Source organism: Caballeronia udeis (assembly GCF_044909315.1).
In the GTDB taxonomy this organism is placed as follows: domain Bacteria; phylum Pseudomonadota; class Gammaproteobacteria; order Burkholderiales; family Burkholderiaceae; genus Caballeronia; species Caballeronia udeis_A.
This window is the reverse complement of record NZ_JBIYEB010000009.1, coordinates 139,410-164,938: the sequence shown is the minus strand read 5'-3', so window position 1 is coordinate 164,938 and position 25,529 is coordinate 139,410. Positions and strand designations below refer to the sequence as shown.

25 protein-coding genes and 2 pseudogenes are annotated in these 25,529 nt (G+C 56.8%); 6 read left to right on the top strand and 21 right to left on the bottom strand.

From position 1 onward, the window contains the following. Positions 1-151: 151 nt before the first annotated feature. The 4 genes from ABH944_RS16860 (at position 152) to ABH944_RS16845 (ending at position 3,962) form a co-directional block, all read left to right on the top strand. Entirely contained in the window at positions 152-1,087 is a 936-nt protein-coding gene (locus tag ABH944_RS16860) for an NAD(P)-dependent oxidoreductase (protein WP_404609267.1), read from the top strand. A gap of 13 nt (positions 1,088-1,100) precedes the next feature. Then, positions 1,101-2,351 (top strand): sugar MFS transporter, encoded by a 1,251-nt coding sequence (locus ABH944_RS16855; RefSeq protein WP_404609265.1) that lies wholly within the window; start codon positions 1,101-1,103, stop codon positions 2,349-2,351. A gap of 49 nt (positions 2,352-2,400) precedes the next feature. Further along, positions 2,401-2,772, top strand: a complete 372-nt coding sequence (locus ABH944_RS16850) for a YciI family protein (RefSeq protein ID WP_404609263.1) — start codon at positions 2,401-2,403, stop codon at positions 2,770-2,772. 230 nt (positions 2,773-3,002) lie between these two features. Beyond that, positions 3,003-3,962, top strand: a complete 960-nt coding sequence (locus tag ABH944_RS16845) for a LysR family transcriptional regulator (RefSeq protein WP_404659425.1) — start codon at positions 3,003-3,005, stop codon at positions 3,960-3,962. Positions 3,963-4,128: 166 nt separating this feature from the next. On the opposite strand, the gene ABH944_RS16840 is transcribed toward ABH944_RS16845, so the two are convergent. From ABH944_RS16840 to ABH944_RS16790, 11 genes are all read right to left on the bottom strand, one after another. Then, positions 4,129-4,332 (bottom strand): hypothetical protein, encoded by a 204-nt coding sequence (locus tag ABH944_RS16840; protein WP_404609259.1) that lies wholly within the window; start codon positions 4,330-4,332, stop codon positions 4,129-4,131. A gap of 180 nt (positions 4,333-4,512) precedes the next feature. Continuing rightward, complete coding sequence (locus ABH944_RS16835; protein ID WP_404609439.1) at positions 4,513-5,070, bottom strand: helix-turn-helix domain-containing protein; 558 nt, start codon at positions 5,068-5,070, stop codon at positions 4,513-4,515. Between the two features lie 30 nt (positions 5,071-5,100). Next, entirely contained in the window at positions 5,101-5,937 is an 837-nt protein-coding gene (gene proC / locus ABH944_RS16830; RefSeq protein ID WP_404609257.1) for a pyrroline-5-carboxylate reductase, read from the bottom strand. Between the two features lie 110 nt (positions 5,938-6,047). Continuing rightward, entirely contained in the window at positions 6,048-6,746 is a 699-nt protein-coding gene (locus ABH944_RS16825) for a M24 family metallopeptidase (protein ID WP_404609255.1), read from the bottom strand. A gap of 44 nt (positions 6,747-6,790) precedes the next feature. Continuing rightward, positions 6,791-7,897, bottom strand: coding sequence for a 2Fe-2S iron-sulfur cluster-binding protein (locus ABH944_RS16820; protein WP_404609253.1), 1,107 nt, complete (start codon positions 7,895-7,897; stop codon positions 6,791-6,793). Between the two features lie 213 nt (positions 7,898-8,110). Continuing rightward, complete coding sequence (locus ABH944_RS16815; RefSeq protein WP_404609251.1) at positions 8,111-8,848, bottom strand: amino acid ABC transporter ATP-binding protein; 738 nt, start codon at positions 8,846-8,848, stop codon at positions 8,111-8,113. Beyond that, positions 8,845-9,639 carry an amino acid ABC transporter permease gene (locus ABH944_RS16810; RefSeq protein ID WP_404609249.1) on the bottom strand — a complete coding sequence of 265 codons (795 nt, stop codon included), beginning with the start codon at positions 9,637-9,639 and terminating at the stop codon, positions 8,845-8,847. The genes ABH944_RS16815 and ABH944_RS16810 overlap by 4 nt, the downstream gene beginning before the upstream one ends. 40 nt (positions 9,640-9,679) lie before the next feature. Continuing rightward, positions 9,680-10,456, bottom strand: coding sequence for an ABC transporter substrate-binding protein (locus tag ABH944_RS16805; protein WP_404609247.1), 777 nt, complete (start codon positions 10,454-10,456; stop codon positions 9,680-9,682). Between the two features lie 36 nt (positions 10,457-10,492). After that, positions 10,493-11,149 carry a hypothetical protein gene (locus ABH944_RS16800; RefSeq protein ID WP_404609245.1) on the bottom strand — a complete coding sequence of 219 codons (657 nt, stop codon included), beginning with the start codon at positions 11,147-11,149 and terminating at the stop codon, positions 10,493-10,495. A gap of 31 nt (positions 11,150-11,180) precedes the next feature. Next, positions 11,181-12,308, bottom strand: a complete 1,128-nt coding sequence (locus tag ABH944_RS16795; RefSeq protein WP_404609243.1) for an arginase family protein — start codon at positions 12,306-12,308, stop codon at positions 11,181-11,183. 27 nt (positions 12,309-12,335) lie between these two features. After that, on the bottom strand, positions 12,336-13,481 hold the full coding sequence (locus ABH944_RS16790; protein ID WP_404609241.1) for an aminotransferase class I/II-fold pyridoxal phosphate-dependent enzyme: 1,146 nt from the start codon (positions 13,479-13,481) through the stop codon (positions 12,336-12,338). Between the two features lie 256 nt (positions 13,482-13,737). Here ABH944_RS16790 and ABH944_RS16785 point away from each other — a divergent pair. After that, a pseudogene (locus tag ABH944_RS16785) lies at positions 13,738-13,939 on the top strand (IS6 family transposase); the annotation flags it as partial. 415 nt (positions 13,940-14,354) lie between these two features. Then, positions 14,355-15,284, top strand: coding sequence for a tyrosine-protein phosphatase (locus ABH944_RS16780; RefSeq protein ID WP_404609239.1), 930 nt, complete (start codon positions 14,355-14,357; stop codon positions 15,282-15,284). Positions 15,285-15,418: 134 nt separating this feature from the next. Here the strand turns inward: ABH944_RS16780 and dapB (ABH944_RS16775) are convergent, their stop codons facing one another. The 10 genes and pseudogenes from dapB (ABH944_RS16775) to ABH944_RS16730 all read right to left on the bottom strand — a co-directional run bounded on the left by dapB (ABH944_RS16775) (position 15,419) and on the right by ABH944_RS16730 (position 25,498). After that, on the bottom strand, positions 15,419-16,234 hold the full coding sequence (dapB, locus tag ABH944_RS16775; RefSeq protein WP_404609237.1) for a 4-hydroxy-tetrahydrodipicolinate reductase: 816 nt from the start codon (positions 16,232-16,234) through the stop codon (positions 15,419-15,421). Positions 16,235-16,544: 310 nt separating this feature from the next. Next, positions 16,545-17,132, bottom strand: a complete 588-nt coding sequence (locus ABH944_RS16770; protein WP_404609235.1) for a glutathione S-transferase N-terminal domain-containing protein — start codon at positions 17,130-17,132, stop codon at positions 16,545-16,547. A gap of 68 nt (positions 17,133-17,200) precedes the next feature. Then, positions 17,201-18,907, bottom strand: a complete 1,707-nt coding sequence (locus ABH944_RS16765; protein WP_404609234.1) for a thiamine pyrophosphate-binding protein — start codon at positions 18,905-18,907, stop codon at positions 17,201-17,203. A 53-nt stretch (positions 18,908-18,960) separates the two neighbouring features. After that, on the bottom strand, positions 18,961-19,740 hold the full coding sequence (locus ABH944_RS16760; protein WP_404609233.1) for an amino acid ABC transporter ATP-binding protein: 780 nt from the start codon (positions 19,738-19,740) through the stop codon (positions 18,961-18,963). Next, positions 19,741-20,664, bottom strand: a complete 924-nt coding sequence (locus tag ABH944_RS16755; RefSeq protein WP_404609231.1) for an amino acid ABC transporter permease — start codon at positions 20,662-20,664, stop codon at positions 19,741-19,743. Positions 20,665-20,756: 92 nt separating this feature from the next. Continuing rightward, entirely contained in the window at positions 20,757-21,611 is an 855-nt protein-coding gene (locus tag ABH944_RS16750) for an ABC transporter substrate-binding protein (RefSeq protein WP_404609229.1), read from the bottom strand. A 309-nt stretch (positions 21,612-21,920) separates the two neighbouring features. Beyond that, positions 21,921-22,704, bottom strand: a pseudogene (dapB, locus tag ABH944_RS16745) (4-hydroxy-tetrahydrodipicolinate reductase). A gap of 99 nt (positions 22,705-22,803) precedes the next feature. Continuing rightward, positions 22,804-23,913 carry a M14 family metallopeptidase gene (locus ABH944_RS16740; RefSeq protein WP_404609227.1) on the bottom strand — a complete coding sequence of 370 codons (1,110 nt, stop codon included), beginning with the start codon at positions 23,911-23,913 and terminating at the stop codon, positions 22,804-22,806. 112 nt (positions 23,914-24,025) lie between these two features. After that, on the bottom strand, positions 24,026-24,259 hold the full coding sequence (locus tag ABH944_RS16735; protein ID WP_404609437.1) for an FAD-dependent oxidoreductase: 234 nt from the start codon (positions 24,257-24,259) through the stop codon (positions 24,026-24,028). Positions 24,260-24,301: 42 nt separating this feature from the next. Beyond that, positions 24,302-25,498, bottom strand: a complete 1,197-nt coding sequence (locus ABH944_RS16730) for an aminotransferase-like domain-containing protein (protein WP_404609225.1) — start codon at positions 25,496-25,498, stop codon at positions 24,302-24,304. Positions 25,499-25,529 lie beyond the last annotated feature (31 nt).

The window sequence follows — 25,529 nt, the reverse complement described above, 5'->3', positions numbered from 1 at the left end:
CAAAAATGCATGGGTACGAGAAAATTTAAGTGTTGGACGAACGCTGGAGACGCCACCTAGCATCCAGACACAGTCAAGGACAGCTCAAGGCCCCCATAAGCGCGCACTGCCACCGACGCGCGCCATATCTACAGACATGAAAGGAGACGTCATGGAAAACCCCGTTTGCAGCCCACCGGAATCAGCTGCCGACCATGCAGGCATTCAGGAGATGGATATCCTTCTGGTTGGTGCCGGAAAGATGGGCTTACCTATTGCCCGCAATATTCAGCGTCGTGGACACCGTCTCTCAGTACTCGATAGTTCTGCCGAGCGAAGGGATCTCGCCCGGGCGCAGGGCCTGAAGATCGCGCCAACGCTAGAGAGCGGCCTGGCCTCAGCGAAGGTATTGATTACCTCACTACCGCACGACGCCGCGTTCGAGTCCATGGCGAGCGAGATCGTGGCCTGTATGAAGCCCGAACAAATCTACGTGGACACGAGCACCGTCTCACTAGCGGCATCACAGCGTGTGTCACGAGCGTTCCAGGAGGCTCAAATCCCTTGGCTCCGAGTGGCCGTATCGGGTAATCCGCAGATGGTGGAACAAAAGCAATCGACGACGATTGCTTCCGGCCCCCTTGAGGTCTATCAGCGTGTGCTGCCTTTGCTCAGACTCCTGGGGGAGGCACAGTTCCATGTCGGCCCTCGTGACGAGGCGCGCGTTATGAAGCTCGCAATCAACCTCATGGTCAGTGGGCTATCAGCTCTGCTTGCAGAGGCACTCGCACTAGGGCAAAAGGCCGGCCTCGACTGGGCGACGATGTGTGAAGTGATTGCCGCAAGCGCAGCCGGCGCCCCCGTAGTGAGAGCCAAGGTCGCGCAAATCAAGCACTACGACTTCGCTCCGACGTTCACAGTTGGGCAAATGCGGAAGGACGTCGGTCTGATTCTTGACGCCGGGATGGACTTGCGGGTACCGCTACCGCAAACGGGCGCGGTGGCGCAGCTGCTACTGCAAGCCTCAGCGCTAGGCTTCGACAGCGAGGACTATGCGTCCGTCATCAAGGCAGTACAGCAATCTGCGGGTCTTCCGCTTCATGGCTGAGAGGACAATCATCATGCACACTGCCACCGACCTTTCCGCAGGTAGCCAACTGCCAGCGCAAGCCACACGGTCCCGCCATCGTGTTGCGCTGACACTCGTCATCAGCCTATTTTTTGCATGGGGGCTGACCTATGGGCTGCTTGACGTCCTCAACAAACACTTCCAGCAGACTTTGAGCGTAAGCCGCATGGAGTCGGCGCTGCTGCAGACCTGCTACTTTGGCGCTTACCTGCTCGTTGCCGTGCCGTCCGGGTTCTTCGTGAGCCGCTATGGATACCGACGAGGCATTCTCCTCGGCCTCGTTCTCTTTGCAACAGGCGCCCTGCTCTTCATCCCAGCGACCGCACTTGCCAGGTTCGGTCCGTTCCTGTTTGCATTGTTCGTGCTCGCATCAGGCGCCGCATGTCTCGAGACAGCTGCCAATCCGTACGTCACGGTGCTTGGAGATAGCGGCGGTGGCGCACGTCGATTGAACCTGGCACAAGCGTTCACTGGCCTCGGATCATTCATGGGCCCGATCATTGGTGGCCTGTTCTTCTTTCAGCATGGCACGTCCTTCATGAGCAGCGCGTCTTCCGTCAGGATAACGTATGTCATGATCGCCGCGGTTGTGCTGCTCCTTGCCTTGGCGTTCTGGCGCACGAAGCTTCCCGAAGCCGACTTGCTAGACGAGCGAGTCGAAGGCGCCGCTACGACACGACCTTTGTGGCGTGAAGCACGCTTCGTGGCGAGCGTCGCCGCACAGTTTTTCTATTTTTCCGCACAGGTCGGCATTGCTGCTTTTTTTATCAACTTCGCTACGGAGCATTGGTCTGGTCTGCCCGTTCATTCAGCGGCCTTCATGCTGTCAGCCGGCATGGCAAGCTTTACCATCGGCCGATTCGCATCTATCGGCCTAATGCGCAAAGTTGAACCTGCGAACCTGCTTTCCATCTATGCTGTGATCTGTCTTGCTCTTTGCGCGATCGTCGTGGCGGGTATCCCGACGGTATCAGTGATCGCGATGATTGCGATCTTCTTCTTCGAATCGATCATGTTTCCTACGATCTTCGCGCTCGGCGTCGAAGATCTCGGCCTACGCACACGTAAAGCGGCGTCGTTCCAGGTCATGGCGCTCTTCGGTGGCGCAGTTGCGCCTCTGGTAATGGGCGCTGTGGCCGATCGAGTTAACATCGCCTCGGCATACCTCGTTCCAGTAGTCTGCTTCGCTATCGTACTGGCGTTTGCGATCTACAGCCGGCGACGTATCTCGCCTCGCGGATAGACCCAAGGCGCCCACCGCACGGGCGCCGCTTAACTGACGGAGAGTACGCATGTCCGATCTCATGGACGAAATCCAGCAACTCATCAAGCCCAACCTGCGCAAGCGACTGTATGTTGCGTTTAGCTATCCGGTCGCGCCGGTCGAGGAAATTGTCCCTCACATACCTGAGCATCTACGCTACATGATGGAGTTCGAGGACCAGGTCTTCCTTTCCGGACCGTTTATTGCCGAAGGTCAACTGGTCGGCGAAGGCATGACGGTGCTGCACGCCAGCAGTGCCGGGGAAGCGGCGCGCTTTATGGAGAACGAGCCGTTCATCAAACGCGGCCTTCGCCGCTTTGAACTCAAGCTGTGGGAGCTGCGCGAAGGGACGGTATCGATCCGCACCAGGCTTTCGGACACCCGCTTCGACCTGGGGTAACCGACAAACTCCCTGGTTCTGAGAATACAATCACACCGTGCCGTCTCGCATCCGGCAGGGAAAGCGGATTTATGCTGATACTGCAGAGCGGTTAGCGCCGCGGCAATGTAATGACAGGACTGCGCGCAGCCGATGACACAAATAATCACGCGGCCAGTGTGTCGCGCCGGCCGATCAACAACCGGTCGGCGACGCGTTGCATCCTTCCGACAAGATGCGAGCGAACCAGTATGGATCTGAGGCAACTGCGGTACTTTAAGGTGTTGGCCGCCCATCAGCATTTCGGTCGCGCGGCCGCAGTTCTTCATATTGCTCAACCCGCCTTGAGCCGCCAGATCCAACTCCTGGAATCGGAGTTAGGCGTGAAGCTGGTCGAACGGCATTCACGTGGCGCATCGCTTACACGGGAAGGGGAACTGCTGCTCGAACGCACAACCTTCCTCCTGCGCTACACCGACCAGATCAAGGTCGATATCATGGATCTCCAGGGTACACCGCGCGGGCCAGTGGCACTGGGTTTACCGCCGGCGCTTGCCAGCGTAATGGTGCCCCCACTCGCACGCTTGCTTCGCGAGCGCTACCGCGACATACGCCTGCGCGTAATCGAAAGTTTTTCCCCTGCACTCTGCGACGCACTTGAGCAGGGCTCGGTTGACATTGCAGTGTTGAGTGGACCGATAGTAGCGCGGCCACTCATTCATACCGAACCCTTGCTGACCGAACGGGTATGTGCAATTGGTCCGGCGGACGACGCACGGCTACATGCGGGGTCGTTGGCGGTGCGGCAGCTTGACGGCATACCCATGATACTCACGGGCCTGCAGAACTCAGGGGTCCGTCTAGCGCTGGAACGCGCGACTGCCAAGGAGGACATCCATCTGAACGGGGTCATGGAAGTTGAATCCGCGACGGTGGCCGCACAGCTTGTCAAGGATGGCGTAGGCTGGACCATTCACTTCGCTTCCGCGGTCAGCCGAGATATTGAGGCAGGCGTACTGCTTGCCGTGCCACTGAAAGGAATCAAGCTGGAACGATACCTCGCTCATACCACTACGCGGCCACCTTCAGCGGCAACCGTCTCACTCGTTTCACTGATGTGTGAGACAGCCCAAACTCTTATCGCAACAAAGCAATGGCCTATGGCTGAGATGGGTGTGAATGACGACCAAGTCGATCACGACGTCGACTAGGCCAATGGTACGTGTGGACTACCTACCCGAATTCACACGAGCGAACAGGCTGAGCGCGTTGTTAAAGTGTTAGCTCCTCAAAGAGTTCCGCAGGAGCGGCCCCGGCCTCACCCATTGGAGTGGCGTGAGGCCATCGACGCAGCATCCTTCCCGGATAATCCGGGCTTCAACGGTTAGCCCTTACAGTCGAAGCTGTTGACGGAAGGACTTCGCCATAATCGCGCAAGCCATCGGTACGCGAAGCTCTTCCGACATAGCGCAGTTCACGGCGCGCAGCAGCGCCATTGACGTTGAATTCCCGCCCGATCATGCGCATCATCGAACAGGAAATCGGCGGGTCGCCTTCCTTGCGAGTGACGCGGAAATTCATCTTTCTGCCGCCCCCCTGAAAAGCTAGCGCACACACGCTGCTTCCGAATTTTCGAGCATGTCGATCATTGATAGCAAAAAAAGTAGGCAAGGCAGCACCCAATTGAATTTGCGGTGTCGTGCTAAATGCCAGCTAACCAAAAATAAAATATCAAACAGGGAACCCCGTCAATCGCTTTGTCTAGCCTGGCACATAGACCAGCAGGAAACGCGCTTGCCCTTGTTTGCTCGCGGTTACAGAATAGGGTTGGCGCAACGGCATCTTGGCTGAATTACCAGCAAGCACGTGGATCGTCTCTGCTTCACCCCAGTTCAGATTAACGCTGCCTTTGACCACAAACAGAAACTCCTCCGCCATCTCGCCGGTGGCATGATAGGTTGTGTTAGCCGCCAGCTCCCACACCCACATTTCAACGCTCTTGTTTGCTATCGAGGAAGCGGCAATCAGCTTTCCAGTATTCCCAGAGTCGTCATGCCATAACATTCTGTACGTTTCAGCTTCGATAAGCCTCGCTTCAGGACCACTTGGAACCTCCACGAGCGTTGCAAGGTCCACTCCCAAAGCCTGTGCGATCCGCGCGATCGTAGCCACACTAGGGTTGGATTCGCCCCGCTCAATCAAGGCGACCATCTGCCGCGACAGTCCGGCGTTATCGCCCAACTCGTTAATGTTCATCCCCCGCTGTTCTCGCAGTCGCCGAACGTTCTGGCCAATCTGTACGACATGATTCTCTGACATAGATGCTGAAAAAATACTTAAAAACAAGTTTTAAGATAATCCGGACGAAGATCGTAAGTTCGTTCGCGTCAGTTCCTGCGATCTCAACGCGGCTGACTTGACCGCGTCTGCCACCGCTTCGCGCACGCGTCGCGTCTCGAGAACTTCAATCGCAGCCGCCGTAGTTCCGCCCGGAGATGTCACGGCTTCCCGAAGGTCCCTAAAGGACGAGGTAACCGACTTGCCCCATGCACCCACTCCTTCGATAGTTGCCAATACCAGCTGTCGGGTTTGCTCCTCGGAAAGACCCAGTCGCATTCCAGATTCCTGCATGGCCTCCATAATGTACAGGAGATAGGCAGGTCCCGAACCTGAGATTGCAGTGGCCGCATCAAGCATCGATTCCTTTTCCAACCAAACAACTTCTCCCGCTGCCGCGAATATACCACTCGCAATTTCTTGATCATCAGGCGACAGACCCGATGGCGCAAACAACGCGGTCACTCCCCTGCCGACACTGGCTGGCATGTTTGGCATGGCGCGGACGATACGACGAGCCTGCGTAAGCTCGCTGATATTGGCCACAGTCACCCCTGCCATAATCGAAAGGTGGAGCAAGTTTGTATCGGCCTTCGCAAATTCCACTTTTTGCGCGAGAAAGGTCTGTGGTTTCACCGCCCAGACCACTACATTGTGCATGCTCAGACTTGAATTTTCCGAGTCCCGGCCGGCCGAGACGGTGACCTTGAAACTAGACCTGAGCAAGTTACGGCGCTGCTCATCGGGCTCGATGACCTCGATCTGTTCCGGTGACACTCCCCCCGTGACCATCGCGCCGACCAAGGCGGAACTCATGCGGCCGCCGCCGATGAAAAGAATTGTCTTCACAACACCTCCGATATTGCAATTCCGATAATTCAATTGTCTCGTCCAATCGCCTGCTGTGTCAGCAGCGGCCTGGGACCCCGCGTGGCACGAATCAGATCTTTGCGAAAACGTTATTCGATCACCTGGTAATGCTCATCGTCGAGTAGCAGGTCTTCGAAGAATGCGCCATACGGTTTAGTCGGATGACAAATATGGATCTCCAGTACCCAAATTGCCTCACTGGGTCGAAACTCAACCTGCGCCAACCCTCCGTCGTAATAAAGCTCGTGCGGAAAATCCCCCAGGCGATGACCTGACCAATTCATGTTTAATAACCAACCACGTTTTCGTGCTTCTTCTTCTGCATGTGCATACAGTTCACGGCCCGATGACCGGTCTTTCAGCCATTTCTGCCGTACGGCGTGAAAGATGTCCCGCACATCGGTCTTGCACTTGACCATCTCAGGGTCGGCACCGACCACAAAGGTTTGACCTGCATCGCCTTCCCATTTTTTCCAGACGGGTCCAATATCGATGAAGAAGATGTCATTCTCTTTCAACCGCATGCCAGGCGCCGATGGATGGCCAAACATTTTGGTCGTATTACTGCCGAAACGGATATAGATATCGTGCCAGCTTCGCGGCATTCCCGCATCCATGATCTGTGCGCGTGCCATCTCGACGGCGTCTTCTTCCAGCATGCCGGGTTGAATGACCGCCGCGATGGACGCAAGTGTTTCACGAGTAAGCTCGCGCGCCCGTAATAGGTTGGCGCGATCAAAAAAAGGCCCCAAATGTTCGAGGGACTCACGGGTCAGATCAGCAGTCATTTGCAGCCTCACGTCTCTAACAAAAAGTCACCAGTACCGGCTTATCAAAGCGCTCTCTCAAGGATCTGGAGTTCCAACTCGTCCAGATCGGATGTCATAAGAATCTGACAGGAAAGACGATCTAGCGGCGTCGCATCATCCAATGCCTGTAACAGCCGCACTTCGGAGACCTTCGGAGCCTGCAGCTTCTCGAACCATGCGGGCGATATCGCTACGCGGCAGGTTCCACAAACGCCCTTTCCTCCGCAGACAGCCGTTACGATTTTTTGCTGCTTGAGTACGCTCATTAACGAATGATCCTTCACCACCTTTACGCTGCGACGTGTGTTATCGGGGAGGACAACATGCACACACTGCTGGGCATCAGCCGGTGATATGACTGTTTCCTCTGCATTGGAATCTTCAAATGCGTCACTAAAGAAGCGCGCGCTTGGATCGCCACCTTGCACTTCGAACAGCGTCCGCGCGTTGTACACCATCGCAGGCGAGCCACAGGCGTATCCGTAGAAATTGTCGTACCGGATACGGTCGGCAAGAGCGACATCGTGAACACGGCCGATACGACCGAACCAAGTCGGATCTTTCCCGGATAAAACAGGGGTGTACCGGAAATTTCTATTCTGCCTGGCGTATTCCTTTAAATACTCGTGCAGATAGAAATCGACCCGATGACGATTTCCCCAGTAAAGATGTATGCGATTGCTAAAGCCCCTTGTCAGCGCTTCTTCAAGCATCGCCTTAATTGGTGCAATGCCGGTGCCTGTTGCCAACATGATCACTGGTGAGTTGTCCGGAACATGGTCCCACAATCCAACGCCAAAAGCGTCAGATAAAACGAGTTGAGCATTTTCGTTGGGATAGCCATCATATGCACTAAGCCATCTGGCAAATGCACCGTCTGGCCGAACGCGCACGTGAAAATCGATCAAACCGTCGTCATCGTAACGATTCGAAAATGAGAAGCAGCGGCTCTGGCCTGTCGGAAGAGTTAAGCGCGCCCATTGACCCGCCCTGAAATAGGCCTTGGCCGTAACACCCAAACGCACCCGAAGCCAGACGATGTTTGGGCTAAGTCGTTTCGCAGACACGACCTGGGCAGCGATCGTTGACTGCTGTAACGGTCGGTCATTCAGATTTAGTTCGGATAACATAACAAATCTTCTCGCATTTGTGAAATCCCGTTTTTACTAAGGCTGGCCGTTTCCACGCTGAAGGTCATATCCTGTGAAACCTATGACGTAGCCGACACCTCGGCGCTGTCCAAAAACCAGAAATTTTCATCGGCCTGACCTCGAATTTCACGGCCATGCGGCAATCGTGGACCGATGTGGTCTTTTATCGCGCGAAAGCAAGTGATCCGATGGTCAATGTCGCGCATGGCCAAGGAACGCCTTGACACGATCGTTTTGCTGGACTTCGAAAAACTGTGTCGGCGTCTCGTCCACGATTACCGTTCCCTTATCCAAAAACAGGATCCGGTCTCCTACCTCCTTCGCAAATGCCAGTTCATGGGTCACAACAATCATCGTCATGCCGGAGGCTGCCAGTTGACGCATCACATCGAGAACCTCCTTCACCATTTCAGGATCAAGGGCAGATGTCGGTTCGTCGAACAACAGCACTTTCGGCTTCATGGCCAGTGCGCGGGCGATCGCCACGCGCTGCTGCTGCCCACCCGATAGCTGGTGTGGATATTTGTGGACATGGTCACGAAGACCGACGCGACATAACAGATGAACGGCCTCATCATTGGCTGCGTCGCGTTTGAGCCGACGTACCCTGCGCGCGGCGAGAGTCACGTTGTCAAGAACACTAAGGTGTGGGAAGAGGTTGAATTGCTGGAAAACCATTCCCATCTCTGAGCGCACGTGCCGTAACAATGCTGGTTCGCCAGTGATTGGCCTGTCTTCAAAAATTATCTGCCCTCCATCATGGACTTCAAGCCTGTTCAGGGTTCTGAGCAGTGTGCTTTTACCAGAGCCCGACACGCCCAGCACGACACTTACCTGACCCTCGAGGAAATCCGCAGAAATCCCCCGCAAGACCGGCACATCGCCATAACTTTTCGTGACGTGCTGGCAACTGATGAGGCAACGTTTCATGACGACCGCCTTTCAACGTGATAACGACTTTCGATAGCCGCGACTGCTCCAGAAAGCAGCGACGTCAAAACAAAATAAAGGACCGCGGTCGTAAGCAACACAGGGACCGGTTGGAAACTGGCTGCCTGGACACGATTACCGACATTAGTTAGTTCTACGACGCCGATGCCGAAAGCCAGCGATGAGTCCTTCAGCAACGCAATAAGATTGTTAGCAAGGGAAGGAAGCGCGATCTTGAAGGCCTGAGGAAACACCACGTCCATGAAAACGTGCCTCCCATTCATGCCCAACGAGCGGGCTGCTTCCAGTTGTCCCTGCGGCACCGCAAGCAACCCCGCGCGTAACGCTTCAGCATTAAAAGCACCGACGTTCAGTGACAGGGCAACGCTTGCGGCAGCAAAGTCGTCAAGACGAAGCCATGGCACCAGAATCGGCAAAGCAAAGTACGTGAACAGGATTTGTACCAGCAAAGGCGTACCACGGATTGCCATGACATAGGACGATGCTAACCACCGCAGAATGTGGAAACGTGACGTTTTTGCCAGAGCTGTAACGATGCCAAGCAAGATACCCGCTATGCCGGATACCATGGTTAGCAAAACCGTAACCCTTATCCCCTCTGCGAAATAGGCGGCGTTACTGCCGATTGGCTCTGGGAGAAATGAAAGCGGGTAGGCAATCAACCAGAGGACCAGAATGATCGCTCCTACATTGACAAATACGCCATACAATCCTTTCTGATGTCGGATTTTCGGTATGTCCGGCTTCAACGTGGCCGTAGGATTTCGCATCGAACGTCTCATGGATAGCTACCAGTTATCTGGATGGTGATCAGTGACAGGCGTAATCGGCACCGAGCCACTTGCGTGATAACTTGTCGTAGGTTCCATCGGCGACCAACGCGGACAAAGTCTTGTTCCACTGGTCGACCAGAGGTTCGTTCCCCTTTGCTGCAACAGCGGCCACACGTTCCCTGTAAAGCAAGGCGGGCAGGATTTTAAGATCCCCCTGAGAGTTTGTTTTGAGTGAAGCTGTTGCGGTGATCCGGTCCGTCACCCAAGCATCCGCGCGTCCAGTCTGGACGGCAGCACGAGCGTCGGGGTCTTGCGGAAAGTTTTTAACGTCCTTGACCTGCGGAACATTTGCCTTGACCCAGTCGTAGGACGTGGTACCGGTGGCGACTGCCACTGTCTTATCTTTGAGATCGGCAACACCGTGAATGGCCGGGTCAGATGTGATGATCACACTGCCGGTACAATAATGCGGCGAGGCAAACAAAACAACTTTTTCACGTTCGGGTGTAATCGCGTGTGATGCAATGACGAAATCCCACCTACCCTGCTGCAAACCAGTTAGCAACGTCTCGAAGTTGATAACCTTCCAGTCAACGTGAATACCAAGGCGTCTGAATATCTCATCAGCAAGTTCAACTTCAAAACCGGTTAGTTTGGAACCCTGAAAAAAATTGAACGGCGCGAACTGTCCTTCGGTTGCGACCGTGATCGTCTTGTCCTTTTCTATTTGCTCAAACGATCGGGCGAAAGCTGCGGGGGCATTCAACAACAGTGTCAACGAAAACAATGTGAATAAACGGGCCACGAATCGCATGATGGTCTCCTTAGGTATCAGGGGGTTTGACGTACTTTATTCAGGATCGAGATGTAACTCGACAACGGCGTGGTGCAGTAACGGAAAATCCAGGCGATGCTCTCCCTGGTAAGGTTTTGAAACGCATAGGCCTAACCAGTGGGGCAGTGGTAGATTCGCCGCGACCTCAAGCATCAGTTCATTGGGTTGGCATGCCAATAACTGCGGCGCGTCGCGGGCAATCCTTGATCTCAGAGATTGGTCATCTGGAGGACGGTCGCCTACCTTCCAGAACGAGCAGGAACCGGTCGACTTCCATAAATTGTTCACGCCGAGCTCCAAAAAATCGACCCGATCCTCAAAAAAGGAAATTCCGAAATTGCTTGCCAGCGCCTCCAGTGTCGTAACGGCGTTGCCGGTATGTTTTTCTTGAATCACAACATGCTCGACATTAGACAAAAGCGCATATATGTCATCTACGCCTGTGTTGATCCAGCGCATGCCAACGAATAAAGTGTTGTCACTTTTGTCGCGAAAGAAAATTTCGAGCGCAAAATCAGTAGCACTCGCGTACCAACGATCGAAGTGCTCGAACCCGGGAAGAACGAAGTCGCCCTCCTTGCCCAACGCCTGTTCCCAGATGCCGTTCTGGGCACATTGAATGTGCGACGGCGGCCCACTGTCGGCCAGGATTGCACGTATGTGTAAGTTCATATCTCATGTATAGACTTGAAGGGCGACCTGCTTACCTGCTTTTGCGTTTTGAGAGCGCAAGCCCTCCCATCATCTCGACCACGGCGCGCGCGCAGAACTGGGCGCCCTGGCCGTTGACGTCATACATCGGCGAATGCTCGCAGATGTCGAAGCCAATAAAGTTTTCTCGCGAGAGGGCGCGCAGCGCCGCGAACATTTCGTCGATTGACAGACCCCAGATTTCCTGAGCTTTCTGCGACGGGACCTGCGCCGGCTCCATGCAGTCAATATCAACGGACACATAGATTCCGTTTGTGCCGTTGTTTGCTTTTTTGATCGCTTCAGCAATTACTGCATTCATGCCGAGTTGCTTTACGTCAGTACTTGTGTAGACCTTGACGCCCAGTGATTCAGCGAGTTTGAGTTCCGCAAAAGCATTACGACTTGATCGTATGCCGATGATTGAAATGTTTTTTGGATCAATCTTGCCCGTTTCGAGCATTAGCTGAGCCCATTGGTTTGACGCCCAGTACTCACCCGGCGTGTAGGAGAAGTCAACATGCGCGTCGAAGACGACCAGTCCGACCGGATCCGTACGTCGATCCAGAATTGCTTTTGCAACGGGATATGGCGTCGTATGATCTCCGCCCAGCACGAACGGTATAGCACCAGCATCCACAATTTCACCAACGCGCTGAATGCCTTCGCGGATGGTGTTCATCGTGTCGACCGGATCGTACGTGCAGTTTCCGTAATCTACGATTCGCAGGGCGTCGTGCAGCACGAGATCCCGGTCAATTTCAGGGTGGTATCCACCGTTGTGATGCTTGCTATAGAAGATGGAGTATTCGCGGATATGATCGGGTGAAACATCCGCTCCCATACGCCAGTACACCGAACCCGCCTTGGGCCGTGATACAGAAGGGGGCGCGGCACGTGAGGGTGAAATGCTGGTCGGGCCTTCGAAGGGGAATCCAAGGACTACTGCATCAGCATTGCACAATTGCTCCACGTTGCGCGCTGCGTCGACTTCCATAAATGTCGGAATATCACCGTGGAGGATTGCCTCGCGGCGACGCTCCTGCCTTGCAGCCCGCTCATCGCTCTTGTTCAAGGTTTTGTCGAAGGCCTGCTTCACCTTCTGCAGCTGTACTTCACCGATCGGCGGGTTCAATGCCATGTTCATTCTCCTTTGATTTTTAGTCTGTTATTCAGACGCTTTGGCGCGCAATCCAGCGGCTAGTCGCTTCAACCCGTCTTCGAGATGCGGCACGCTATATCCGATGCGGAAATGATTTTCCTGACCAAAATAGCTTCCCGGTCCTACCAGCAGGCCTTGGCTTTTTATGAGCTCAAGTGCAAGCGCTTCAGACTCCGCCCCGATGTGATATCGAATGAACGCAAGACCACCGACCTTCGTCCGCGTGCCGGAAACGATGTCGCTGTTATCTGCCACCCATTTGTCGAGAATCTCGATATTCCGGTGAGCGATTCCGATAGCTCGGTCAAAAAGCCGTTTTTCGCGCGTGGGTTCGAGGGCGATTTCCGCCAGCCGGACGCTCAAGGCGGTAGCTGTCGTGGTCGTGTAATCGTGATAGGTCCAGACCTTGGCAACGAGTGCTTTTGGACCGACCATCCAGCCAAGCCGCAGACCAGCCAGGCCGTAAGCCTTTGACAGGCTTGATGTCACGACTGTGTTGTCGTACATTCCAAGGAAAGTCTTGGTTGGTACGCCGTCCAGCTCAGCCCCGTGATAGATCTCGTCGGCAATCAGCAGAGCGCCCACTCGTTTTGCAGCTGCCGCGATGGCGTGCATTTCCGCGTCCGTCAGAATCGAACCCGTCGGATTATTAGGATTGCAAACGTATATAGCTTGGGTGCCGGGCGTAATCACTTGATCGAGTGCGACTGTATCGAGTGACCAACCGTTCTTCTCCGAAAGTTCTACCTGTTTAACCGTTGCACCGAACGTCCGGGCGAGACCGGCAACCAGCGAGTACGTAGGACTGATTTCAACAATTTCATAACCGGGCGTGCAAAGGTGCCAAAGCAGTACCATCAATGCTTCGCTGGAACCATTGGTGACCAGAACATTGTCTCGGTCTGCAGTCGGATAACGCCGTAGAATCGCATCGCGCAATTCCACGGGCCCGTTAGTCTGGACGAAGCGGATTTTGGTCGACGACCTCAACTCAAGAATTTCTTCTGCAGAGACAAGTTCTTCCAGATGTACCGCATCAACGCCGCTGGAGGAAAGGTCGCATTGCACGTGGTTTTGCCACTCGGACATGATCCGTTCGAGCTTGAATGGGTGAAGGTTCATGGTAGTTGCCAGGTTGAAAAATTTTTTCACATGACAATCTTGGAAGTTCCAACGATCATCACACGGCTTGATGAATGTTAAACATATTTAACTCGTATGTAATATGTGTTAACCCTATCTTTGTGACGTCTTGCCGTCCGCTATAGCAGGTGTGTTCCTGCGATATCGCCCGGAACTTAGACGCCCGATGGATATCGGAGTGTGGTTTGGTAATGGAGCGCGGAAACCGCGACGGCGCGCAAAAGCTTCAGCGGATAGCTACGTGCTCTGCATAGCGCGGCCGGTGATGAGGAAACGCGAAGGGCTGGAGGGATTGTTCGATGGTCGGCATTTTGATCGGGAGATCATTGTTCTGCGTGTGCGCTGGTACCTTCGCTACAAGCTCGGCCTGCGCGATTTGGTCGAGATGATCGCCGAGCGGATTGTTGCTGGCACACACTACGATCATGCGTTGGGTAAAGCGCATTACTCCGGAGTTCGTCAAGCGCTGCAACGGGTTCGGTATACCCAGTGCCGCGACCACGATTCAGGCATCGAGTTGATGCACCGCATTCGCAAGGGGCGGTTCGACCTCTGGGCTCTCAGACTCAAAGATACCGCTGCTCCCGCCATCCGGAATGCCGTCCTGTTCAATCGATAAGGTATCTATATCTATAGGAGACGTCTCGGTTAGGCCAGCTATTTGCATCGGAGCCCATATTGATCTGAGAGTGTCGGCACAATCCAACATCATGGTGCCACGCTGACGTCACATTGTGACGCCACACTGATCTGTCGTTCAAAAATATCCGATGAGCATCTTATGAAACTTCTCGTCACCGGGGTTTCGGGCTCGATCGATTCGGTCAGCGTCAAAGATAATAAGCAAGAAAAATCCTGTATTTCTTTAGAGAATCAACCCTCATGAACAAATCGACGATGGGCCGCGCAGGCCTCAATTCCTTCAGTCGTCGCAATTTTCTATTCAATGTCGCAGGCGGAGCACTAGGTACGCTGCTTATTCCGACGGCCGGGAGTCTGCTACTCACCGCGTGTGGCGGAGACGGTGGCGTATCGGCAGGCAATACAGCGGTCGCCAAGACACCCATTCTCTCTTCGGTACCCAACTTTCGCGATGTAGCCGGCCCGGACGACACGCTCGCCTATCAGACTTCATCTGGCCAGAAGCTGCAACGTGGGGTGTTTTACAGATCGAGCGTGTTCGCACCGTCGGCAGCCGATCTCGCGACCCTCAACATGCTGGGTATCAAGATCGTCTTCGATCTGCGCACGGCGGCGGAAATCGCCGCCGCACCAGACACTCTCCCTGATGGCGCCGCGTATAACAATATCAGCATCTACGCCTCATATTACGCAGGGATGCCCAAGCTCACCTCACAGGAGGATGCAATCGCGAGCATGGTGAAGGCTGAGCAGCAATATGTGACCAGTTCATTTGAATGTGAGCGCCTTGGTGAGCTTTTCACGGACATGGCCAACAGCGCCAATGCCCAAGTTTTTCACTGCTCAGCTGGCAAAGACCGCACCGGATGGGCATCAGCCGTTCTGTTGACGCTTGTGGGTGTTCCTCAAAGTGTGGTCATCCAAGACTATTTGCTGACGAACATCTATACGGCTGCGTCGATACAGGCTCAATATGAAGCAATAGTCGCCTCAAATGGTCAAACGTATGCGGACTACTACTACCCCTTCCTCGGCGTTCAACAAAGCTTCCTGATGGCCGGATTCACCCAGGTCGGAACGAGTTACGGGACGATGGAAAATTACGTGACGAATGCCCTCGGAGTCAGCAGTAGCGCTCAAAGTCAGTTGAAGGCCAGATTGTTGGGGTAACACATTATGTCCGTCCGCGGGTTCGATAGTCGGAAGTGCGGCTATCGGTTTTTCGCGGATCAGCATTGCCACGCTTGCGGCTGCAAGTCACCACAACTTCATCCTGTACTCTCCGGTCGTGCTAGCCGGATTTGCTAGCGCGTTTGCATGACGTCATCCATCGTAAATAATCCGCAACGCCTTCCTGCGACGAAGCGTGCTGCGCGCAAACTTCCTTGCGCATAGATCGAACGATGAAAAGCGCGATGAATAATTTCGAAACGCTCGCCGTTGCCGGAAAAAATAACTGCGTGTTCTCCAACCGTATCGCCGCCCCGAATGCTCGAGAACCCGATGGATCCAGCAGTCCGTGGACTCGAATTCGCTCCATGCCCATAGACTGCGCAATTTGCCAGATCTCGTCCCGACGCTGCTGCAACGGCCTCGCCGAGCGCGATCGAGGTTCCCGACGGTAGTTCCGCTTTGGTTCGATGATGGGTGCCGACGACGTCCACATCAAACCCATCCGACAGCGCCCTTGCGATCGTGCCGGCGATCTGGATCAATGTGCTGCCGCCAATGCTCATGTTCGCCGCAGTGACAATCGCCACCTCTTCGGCGGCCGTTGCAATGACGTTTGACTGGTCTCGATCGAAGCCCGTCGTTCCCATCACCACGTTGATGCGACGGTCGCGACACGCTTTGACGTGTTCGAGCGCGACATGCGCACGCGTAAAGTCGATCAGTACGTCCGCGCCTACGAGAGCGTCATCCACGATGGAAGTGATCCACGTCTCGCCTGCTCCGGGCACCAACGCGTCGAGTGGCGTGCCAGCATACCGGCTGGTGGGTGACACCAGCGCACCGGAGATCGAGAAGCCATCGGTTGAGGCCGCAGCCTTGACGAGTTGCCGCCCAACGCGGCCCGAAGCGCCCGCAATGCATACGCGAAGCGATGCAGGAGATTTCATTTGACTACCTGATTGAAGGTCGCATTCGTGATCCCGGCATCCCTCGTGCCGTACTTCTCGAGTCCGGCTCGATCAGGCCCATATCTTTCCCACGGGCGAAAATGCAGAAGAGCAGGCTCGAAGCGGAGCAAGCCAAAAAGCCCAGCAGCGCGGGCGCAACGTGTCACTTGCCGGCGGAGAGGTTTCGTATTGGATCGTATATCCGATGTAAATGGGCATGATGTCTTGGACAGCACTTTCTTACGCCCACAAATGTTGTATTCGCGCTGGCCTTTTCGCTCGGTGCGATGTCGCGGACTTACGCATGATGTCATGTCAGCACATGGCCAAACGAAGGCGTCGATTCAGCAAAGTCGCAAAGCCATCTGACGAGTAATGGGCAACTGGCACGCCAATCCACCGCCTTGCGCCGGTCGAGATAAGTGAGCATACAAGCGACCGTGATGCTGCCAACCGTGACGTGCGAAGCAACCGGCGTGTCGGCTTCGAGACGCTTGAGGCCGCGCACAATCTTCTGCCGCTGCCGGTCGATCCATGGTTCGTGCTGCCTGTCGCACGGCCGCCGCTCCTCGTACAGAATCAGTAGCGCGGCATCAAGCATGCCGTCAGCCAGCGCCTGCAGCGTCAGGCAGTCGAATCTCTCCTTAGCGTCGCGCGGGATAAGGCTGCCGACGCCACCGAGATGATCCAGATATTCCAGTATCACGGGACTGTCGTAGAGCCTGCGACCGTCGTCCAGCACCAGCACAGGCATTTTCCCCAAAGGGTTGTCCTCCCGAATCAGATCGTGTGGGTCCATCGTATCGACCGGAGCAATCGTCAACGGCAAGCCGAGATGATCGGCCGCCATCAGCACTTTGCGGCCATAAGGAGAAGTCAGCGTGGAACGGAGCAACATAAGTGACCTGTCGACAGGTATGAGTCTTGAATCGCACACGCATGCTGTGACGCGCGACGGGCCTTGGATCAAACCGCCAGCAACGGGTCTTTGCCCGAGGCCTTCATCCAGGTATAAACCGGTGGCAGCTCATCAACGATGGACTCGACGACGATATCGATCAACACCGGTCCCATGTGCGCGAACGCGCCATCGAGCGCTGCCTCCAGTTGCGACGGCGTCGCCACCCGCCACGCTTTCAGCCCGAACGCCTCGGCAATACACGCGGCATCGAGCTTGGTGAAATCGACGGAGAGATACTGCCCGGCGTTGTGCATCTTCTGCAAAGCCTTGATCCAGCCGAAGCAACCATTGTTAAAGTGAAGCAGGATCGCAGGCACGTTCAGGCGGCTTAACGTTTCCAGTTCACCGCATGACATGCCGAAAGAGCCATCGCCGAACAGGCCGACGGGACGCGTCGTCTGGCTCGCCTGCCACGCTCCCACTACCGCTGGAATCGCCCAGCCCAAACCACCGAATGCACGCGGAATGATGAGGCGTGAACCATCGCCCGGCAGTTTGAGAAAGCGTGACATGTGTGGCGTCGGCGTGCCCGCGTCGGAAAGCACCTTGGTACCCGGCGGCAGGCGGCGATTCAGTTCGTGCACGACTCGCTGTGGTTTGAGCGGGCTCGCGTCCGAAGTCAGGAGTGGCAGCGCCGTCTTCCAGAACTGGTCGCGCTGCTCGTTGAGCGGCCCGAGCCATGAACGTGCCTCGTGCGGCTTGACCAGCGCCAGCACGTCCTCAAGCACCAACCGCGCGTCGCCCGGCACGCTCAGGTCGTTGCGCTGCGTGTTGCCGAGCACTTGCGCATCGATGTCGATCTGCACGATCGTGCGCGCGACATTGCGCACCGGGAATGTCCAGCCGATCGACACCACCGAGCCAACCTTGCAGCCGACATAGATCAGCAGGTCGCTTGCGTCGACCGCTCTCGCCGCGTGCGGATGAAAGCCGTTGTCGCCGATCACGCCCAGCGCAAGTGGATGTTCGTCGGGCAGCGTGCCTTGCCCGGTGATCGTGGTCACGACCGCGATCTGCGCTCTTTCGGCGAGTGCCTGGATGACACCGGTGGCGCGCGACAGATTCGCGCCGCCGCCCGCCACGATGACCGGCTTCGAAGCGGCATCGATCAATGCAGCCAACTGCTCGACGACCGCTTGCGGCGCGCGCGTCTGCAACGACGGGAAAGTCTTGCACGCGGCTTCGGCATAAATCTCTTCTTCACCGAAAACGACCTGTTCCGCGAGCAGATCTTCCGGCAGCGTGATATGCACTGCGCCGGGACGCCCGCTCGTCGCAACACGAAACGCACGGCGTACGGTCTCGGGAATCTTTGCGGCAGTTTTTAGTTGTACAGATAATTTGGTGACCGGCTCGAAGAGCTTTGCGTTGTCCAGTTCCGTGATCATGCCACGCCCTTCGCCCTTCAACGGAATGTCGCTGGTCAGCAGGATCACCGGCACCGACGACGCTGTCGCCTCGGCGATGCCCGGCAGCGAGTACATCGCGCCCGCGCCGCTCGGGCATTCGCATACAGCCGGCTTGCCGGTGAGCCGCGCGTAAGCGTCCGCCATGAAGACGGCCGAACGCTCGTCGCGCGCCATCACATGTCGAATCTTCGTCGACTTGTATAACGCCCGGTAGAAGGGAACGTTGGTGTCACCCGGCAACCCGAAGATGCACTCCACGTCGTAGGCTTCGAGAAGCCAAACCAAATACTCTGCTCCTGTCACAGCACACTCCCTTTAAATGATTCACTGAATACGGATAGCCTTCAGGCCCTCGTTCATGCTGCGTTCGCCATCAGGCGACTGAGAAACGCGCGGGTGCGCGCCTCCTGCGGCGAGCAAAGCAGATCTCGCGCGGTGCCACGCTCGACAATCTCGCCGGACACCATGAAGTGAATGCTGTCCGCGACTTCCTTCGCGAAGCCCATTTCGTGAGTCACGACGATCATCGTCTTGCCCTCGGCCGCCAGCCGCTTCATGACCGCGAGCACTTCGCCGACCATTTCAGGGTCGAGCGCCGAAGTCGGCTCGTCGAACAGCAACACTTTGGGATGCATTGCCAGTGCACGTGTAATCGCGACGCGCTGTTGTTGACCACCCGAGAGCTGCGCCGGATAGTGATGACCCTTATCTTCGAGACCGACCATGCGCAGCAACTCAAGCGCCTCCGCGGTGGCGTCCTTGCGGCTGCGCACCTTCAGTGCGACGGGCGCCTCGATGATGTTTTCCAACGCCGTCTTGTGCGGAAACAGGTTGAAGCGCTGGAACACCATGCCCATGCGCGCGCGCTGCCCGGCGAGCGCCTTTTCGTCGCATTCGTAATAGCGGCCCGACTTGAGCCGGTAGCCGATCGGTTCACCGTCGACGAATACCATTCCCGAATCCGGCGCTTCCAGCCGGTTGATGCAGCGAAGCAGCGTCGACTTGCCCGCACCCGACGGACCGATGAGGCACGCCACCTCACCATCTCGCACCTGCAGATTCACGTTTTTCAACACCTGCACGGTGCCATAGTATTTGTCGATCGCCTGCGCGTCGACGAGCGCTGTCCTGTCCATTCAGATCTCCTTCGGCGACGTAGAGAGCTGACCGCGTGATGCTGCCAATGCACCCTGCGTTGCCGTGCTTCTCTGCCGTTGGGGGCGCACTCCTGCGAAGCCTCGGGATACGCGTTTCTCCAGAAAATGCTGTGCGATATTGGCAAGTGTCGTGAGCACCAGATACCAGAGACTCGCCACCACCAGTAGTTCAAGAATTCGGAAGTTGTCGTTATAGATCCTCGTGGTTTCGGTCAACAGGTCGCCAGCTGCGATCACCGACACGAGTGACGACGCCTTGAGCAGCGAAATAAATTGATTGCCGGCGGGTGGAATGATCACGCGCAGTGCCTGCGGCAGGATCACCCGCATCAGCGTCAGACGCGGCGTCAGACCGAGCGCCTTGGCGGCCTCGCGCTGCCCGGTGTCGACACTGAGAATCCCGGCGCGCACGATTTCCGCCATATACGCGCCCTCGTTCAGGCCCAGTCCGAGCAGCGCGGCAAGCAAGCCTGTCATCACACGATTGGTAGGCAAGCTGAAGATTGGCGCGAAACCGGGTATCCCCAGCGTGATTGTTGGAAAGATGATCGCAATGTTGAACCAGAATATCAGTTGTACCAACGTTGGCGTACCGCGAAACACCCAGATGAAACCGCTCGACGTGATCCGCATCACGGGATTGGTCGACAAACGCATCAGGGCGACCACTGCGCCAAGCACGAGGCCAATGATCATCGCCGCAAACGTGATATAGAGCGTGATGCCCACGCCGGTGAGAATCCGAGGGTCGACGATGTACTCGGCAACCGTCTTGAAGTGGAAAATCTTGTTCTGCCGGACCTGATCGATCAGCGCCAGTGTGATCAGGAGGAGAAACACGCTCGACACCCACCTTCCCGGATTGCGTCGGCGCACGATTTCGAACTTTGGTTTGGTGCTCATGGTGCTCTCGAAAGTAGTCGGGGCGGTAGCCGGCCTTGGTCTGCGTGCCGCCCTTCAATTGCGATCAACCCTATCTGCGTGTGCTGCAAGTGCTATCTCAACGGCTGGTTATAACCCGCGTGCGTCAGTGCCGCGTCGCTGATGTGATACTTCGCGAGGATTGCCGCGTATTTGCCGTTCGCGATGATGTGATCCAGCCCAGCCATCAGCGCATTGCGCAACGCGACGTTACCCTTGAAGATAGCCATGCCTTCAGGCGCTACATTGAACTGTCGCCCAGCCACCTGCAGCCTGCCCTCGGACTGCTGCACCAGATAGACTGACACGGGGTAGTCGTGAATCATCACGTCGGCGCGGCCCGTGTAAAGCTGCAGCATGGCCTGGGCAGACGCGGGGAATTCGCTGACCTTAACCTCCGGCTTACCCTGCGCCGCGCATTTCTGCGCCTGATCACGCGCGTACATGGTTGCGGCATCGCCTGTGGTGGACGCCACAGTCAGGCCGCACAGGTCGTCGAGCGTTTGCATTTTCCTGGGGTTGCCGGCCGGCACGATAAAACCCGACCCCACCTGCAGGTAGTCCACCAGATCGACCGACTGCTCACGCTTTTTCGTATCGGTCAGCGCGGCCATGCCGACGTCGAAGCGCTTTGCACTGATGCCGGGAAACAGCCCATCGGTCGTGATGGCCACGTAGTTGATCTTGAGCCCGAGATCCTCGGCGACCGCACGCATGATATCCGGATCGAAGCCGACGAAGCTGCCATGTGAATCGATCGACGAGATCGGCGGAAAATACGCGGTGAAGGCAACCGTGATCTGTCCGGGTTCGATCAAGCCCATATCCTCCGCCCAGACCGGTTGAAATGCGGCGCAGGACAGCAACCCGACCACGAGCCATTGCCTGAGCGAAAGCACGCGTTTGCGATGCGGCATTGAGATGTTCATGTTGTCCCCTCCTGATTGTCTAACCGAGCGTGAGTCCGCCGTCGACGTAGAGCATCGCGCCCGTTATCTGACCTGAGATCACTACCCTTCTGCCCGTCTGGCCAGAGACTTGTGCGCTCATGTTCTCCTCTGATGGAAAAACGTCGACTGCTTGCCGTTACGCCCGTAACTTTGTTCAAAAATTGTAGGTCGCTCATAAAACGGCGGAAAGCCTGAAATCTGCCGGATCGGGCGCCAAAAGCGCTGTTTTGCCGAGGGACGGCTGCGGTATGCCGGACGCCTCCTGGTCTACCGGCAATAGCGCTTTTGCTACCACAAGCCCACCACGTCGCACATGTCGAACAGCCCGGATTGACGCCCTCGCAGGAAACACGCGTCCCGCAGCGCACCGTCTACGTAAGCCTTTCGACTCAGCGCGCGATGCGTGATTTCGATCCGCTCGCCCGCGCCGGCAAACAGCACCGTATGCTCACCGACGATGTCGCTGCACCGCACAGCAGCAAAACTGATCGCACCCAGTAGGCGCGTGTCCGTCTCGCCGCTGCGGCCATAGACGGCGCATGAGTCGAGCGCGCGCTTTTGTGCGCGCCTGATCCCTTCATCCATCGCGAGCGCGGTGCCCGACGGTGCGTCGGTTTTCTGGCGATAATGTGCTTCGATGATTTCGACGTCGTATCCGTCGTCGAAGAGCGTCGCGGCATGTTCCAGCACCATCGCCACACTGGCGCTCATGCGCGGCGCGAAGACGATCGGCATCGACCGCGCTGCCTGGCGGATCGTGTCGATCTGCACCGGTGACAACCCTGTCGTACCGGTCACGAGTTTCACGTTATGCCGCAGGGCTGCGGCGACATGCGCATTGCAGGCATCAGGCCTCGTAAAATCGAAGATGACGTCGGCCTCTTGCAGCGCAGCATCGAGATCCGTCGACACGGGAACGCCCGTCTCCCCCCTAACACAGCGCCGGCATCCTGCCCCATCGGGCGTGCTTCTCCCCTTGCGAGCGAGCAGTAAGCGCAGTCGCGCGAGTCGAGCACGGCTTCGGCGAATATCCTCCCATGCGGCCGCCACTTCGTGTCACCACCATTTTCATCAAATTTTACATCGTTATCCGAAATAATTACGTGACGAATAACTCGATTTGAATTCGGGTTACGCCGACGCTCCTTGCTAAAGCGTCAGCGCCGTTCCATCAACGGCGCGGGGTCTGTTTGCCACGTGAGTGGGATTGATTCGCCCCCCAGAAGGCGCGTTCAATCGAAGTGATCTGCTCGGCAGTTTGCCGGTCGGGATCGGTCGCCAGATGCATCAGACAGTCACCGCGTTGCGCATGCCCGGACGGTCGGACGCACACGACTTTTCCCGCCGACATAAAGTGCACTTCGTCCGGCTCCGCAAGCGGGCGCGACGTATCGTGGATATACCCGGCGCAATCGCCCGTCTTCACGACTGCACCAAGCCGCACCGCGGACGCGAACATCCCCGAGGACAGCGCATAGACATAGTCGTTTTCTGGATGCACTTCCAGGACTTCGCAGCCGTGCGCCTCGGGTGTCTTGTCTTCTTCGTCCGTCTTCAAAATGCCTGCCCATCTGAGGACATTAGCGACGCCTTCCAAGGTCATGCTGATCGTGGCATCACCACTGATTTCCGTTCCTATCCGCACCGTTCCTGCGCGCTTCGCTGCACCAGACGAATTGCGCTCCTCGAAGCTGTGCGAAATCAGCACGAGCGGCGCGCCGAACGCGAACGCCAGCGCGAGCCGCCGGTTCATTTCCGTGCGGTCGGCATGCGCGATTGTCATCACGCACGGCAGATAGTTCAACGAGTTGCCGCCGCTATGCACATCCACCACCACATCGCATTGCGGCATCAGGAAGCGCTCGACGTATTGAGCAATTACCTCAGTCGGGCTGCCGAACACGTCGCCGGGGTAGCTGCGGCCGAGGCTCACATTGTCGATCGGCGAATTACGCATGCCTGCCCGGGCAGCCGGTTCGTTCGTCATCGGCAGAATAATCACCTGCCCTTGCAATTGGGCCGGATCAAGCTCACGTGCAACCTGCGCCAACGCGATCTGGCATTCCGCCTCGTCGCCATAGGTGCCCGCCATCAGCAGCGCTTTCGGCCCCGTGGCCGGCCCCGCTACGACGAACGGCACCGGAATGAATCCATAGGCGGACGTATTCGACGAATACGGTACCTTGATGAAACCAGCCGTCTTGCCCCCTGACGGCAGCGGATCGCCCAGGGCCAGCAGGACGTCCTGCCTGACTTCAGTTGCTGCTCGCTTGTGCTTCATCTGTCGTGTCTCCCAGCCTGTGCAAGTGCTGCATTGTCGATCACTACCGCTTCGCAGATCGCAAGATTGGGAATATCACACAAAATGGCCCTTGCCCAATATTCGCATGCGCTCAGCAGTATCGCCCAAGCGTGAGGCCCGCCAGGTCGATCGCCGGCTTGCGGCCGGTGATCACGTCGGCGACCGTACAACCCGAGCCCATCGCCATCGCCCGGCCCGTCGAACCATGCCCGGCGTTAATGTACAGATTGCGCAATTGCGTCTCGCCGAGGACAGACGGGCCGTCCGGCATCATTGGCCGCAAACCTACCCAGAAGCGCGGGTATCGACGCCTTCCGGAAACCAGTCCTCAATCACCTTGCCCATGGTGTCACGCAGCCTGGCGAGATCACGCCTGCGTTGCCCTTGTCGACCGGAGCGCGCGATAGGCTTCTCCAAGCCGCGCGATGCCGGCGCGAATCTCGGTTGGATCGCAGAAGCTGTAAGCCAGGCGAATGAACTGGCCAGGCGCCGGACCGGCGAAACTCAGGCGTCCCGGGTTGACCTCGACCTTCAATTCGCCCGCGCGTTGCACGAGTTGGTCGGCGTCGACTTCATCGGGCAGCCGGACCCACAGAAAATAGCCGCCGTGCGGCACGTCGACCTTGCTGCCCGGCAGATGCTCGTGGATCGCTTCGACCATCGTGTCGCGGTGAACCCTCAGGGTGCGCTTGACGCGCTCGATGTGTTCGTCGACCTTGCGGTTCAGGAAGAGTTGCGCAACGATCCGTTGCACGAACGGATTGGTGCCGTGATCGCATTTCTGCGCCGCCATCCTGCCGACGATTTCCGGGCTCGCGTTGACCCAGCCGATGCGCAGTCCCGGCGCAAGAATCTTCGACACGGTGCCAAGTCCGATCACATGGTTACCGATGTCGAACGACTTGATCGGCGCGATCGAAGTACCTTCAAAACGCACGCGGCGATACGGATCGTCTTCGAGGACGCGGAAACCGTATTCGATCGCCAGTTGCACCAGCTTCTGGCGACGTTCGATAGAGAGCGTGATACCGGTCGGGTTGTGGAAATCGGGTACGTCGAAGAGCAGTTTTGGAAGCGGCCGACCGCTCTTACGGCGTGCCACCAATGTCTCTTCGAGTTCGTCGACCTTCATGCCGTTGTCGTCCTGCGACACGACCACGAACTCGACTTCGTGCGTTTTCATGATCGATAGCGCGGTCATGTAGGTGGGGCCGGTCACGATCATCGCGTCGCCGGGTTCGATGAACACGCGGCAGGCCAGATCCAGACCATGCTTCGCACCGTTCACGATCAGAATGTTTTCGCGTTCGGCGCTCACTCCGTCCTGCGCGAGATACGCGACAACCGCATCCCGCAGATCGGTGAGTCCGTACAGAGGACCGTATTGCAGCCCTTCGCTGCGCATCGCAGCAGCGGCAGCAGCTTCTTCGACGATGTTCGGCAACTCGTCGGGAAACGCCAAACCACCGCCGAGCCGGATCATGTCCCTGGGCGTCGTGGAAGGCATGGCGATCTTATCGGCTGCGCGCCTGGCCCAGCGGAATTCATCTGTACCCCTATGCATTTGATGTTGTCCTCGTCTGATTGGATCAAGA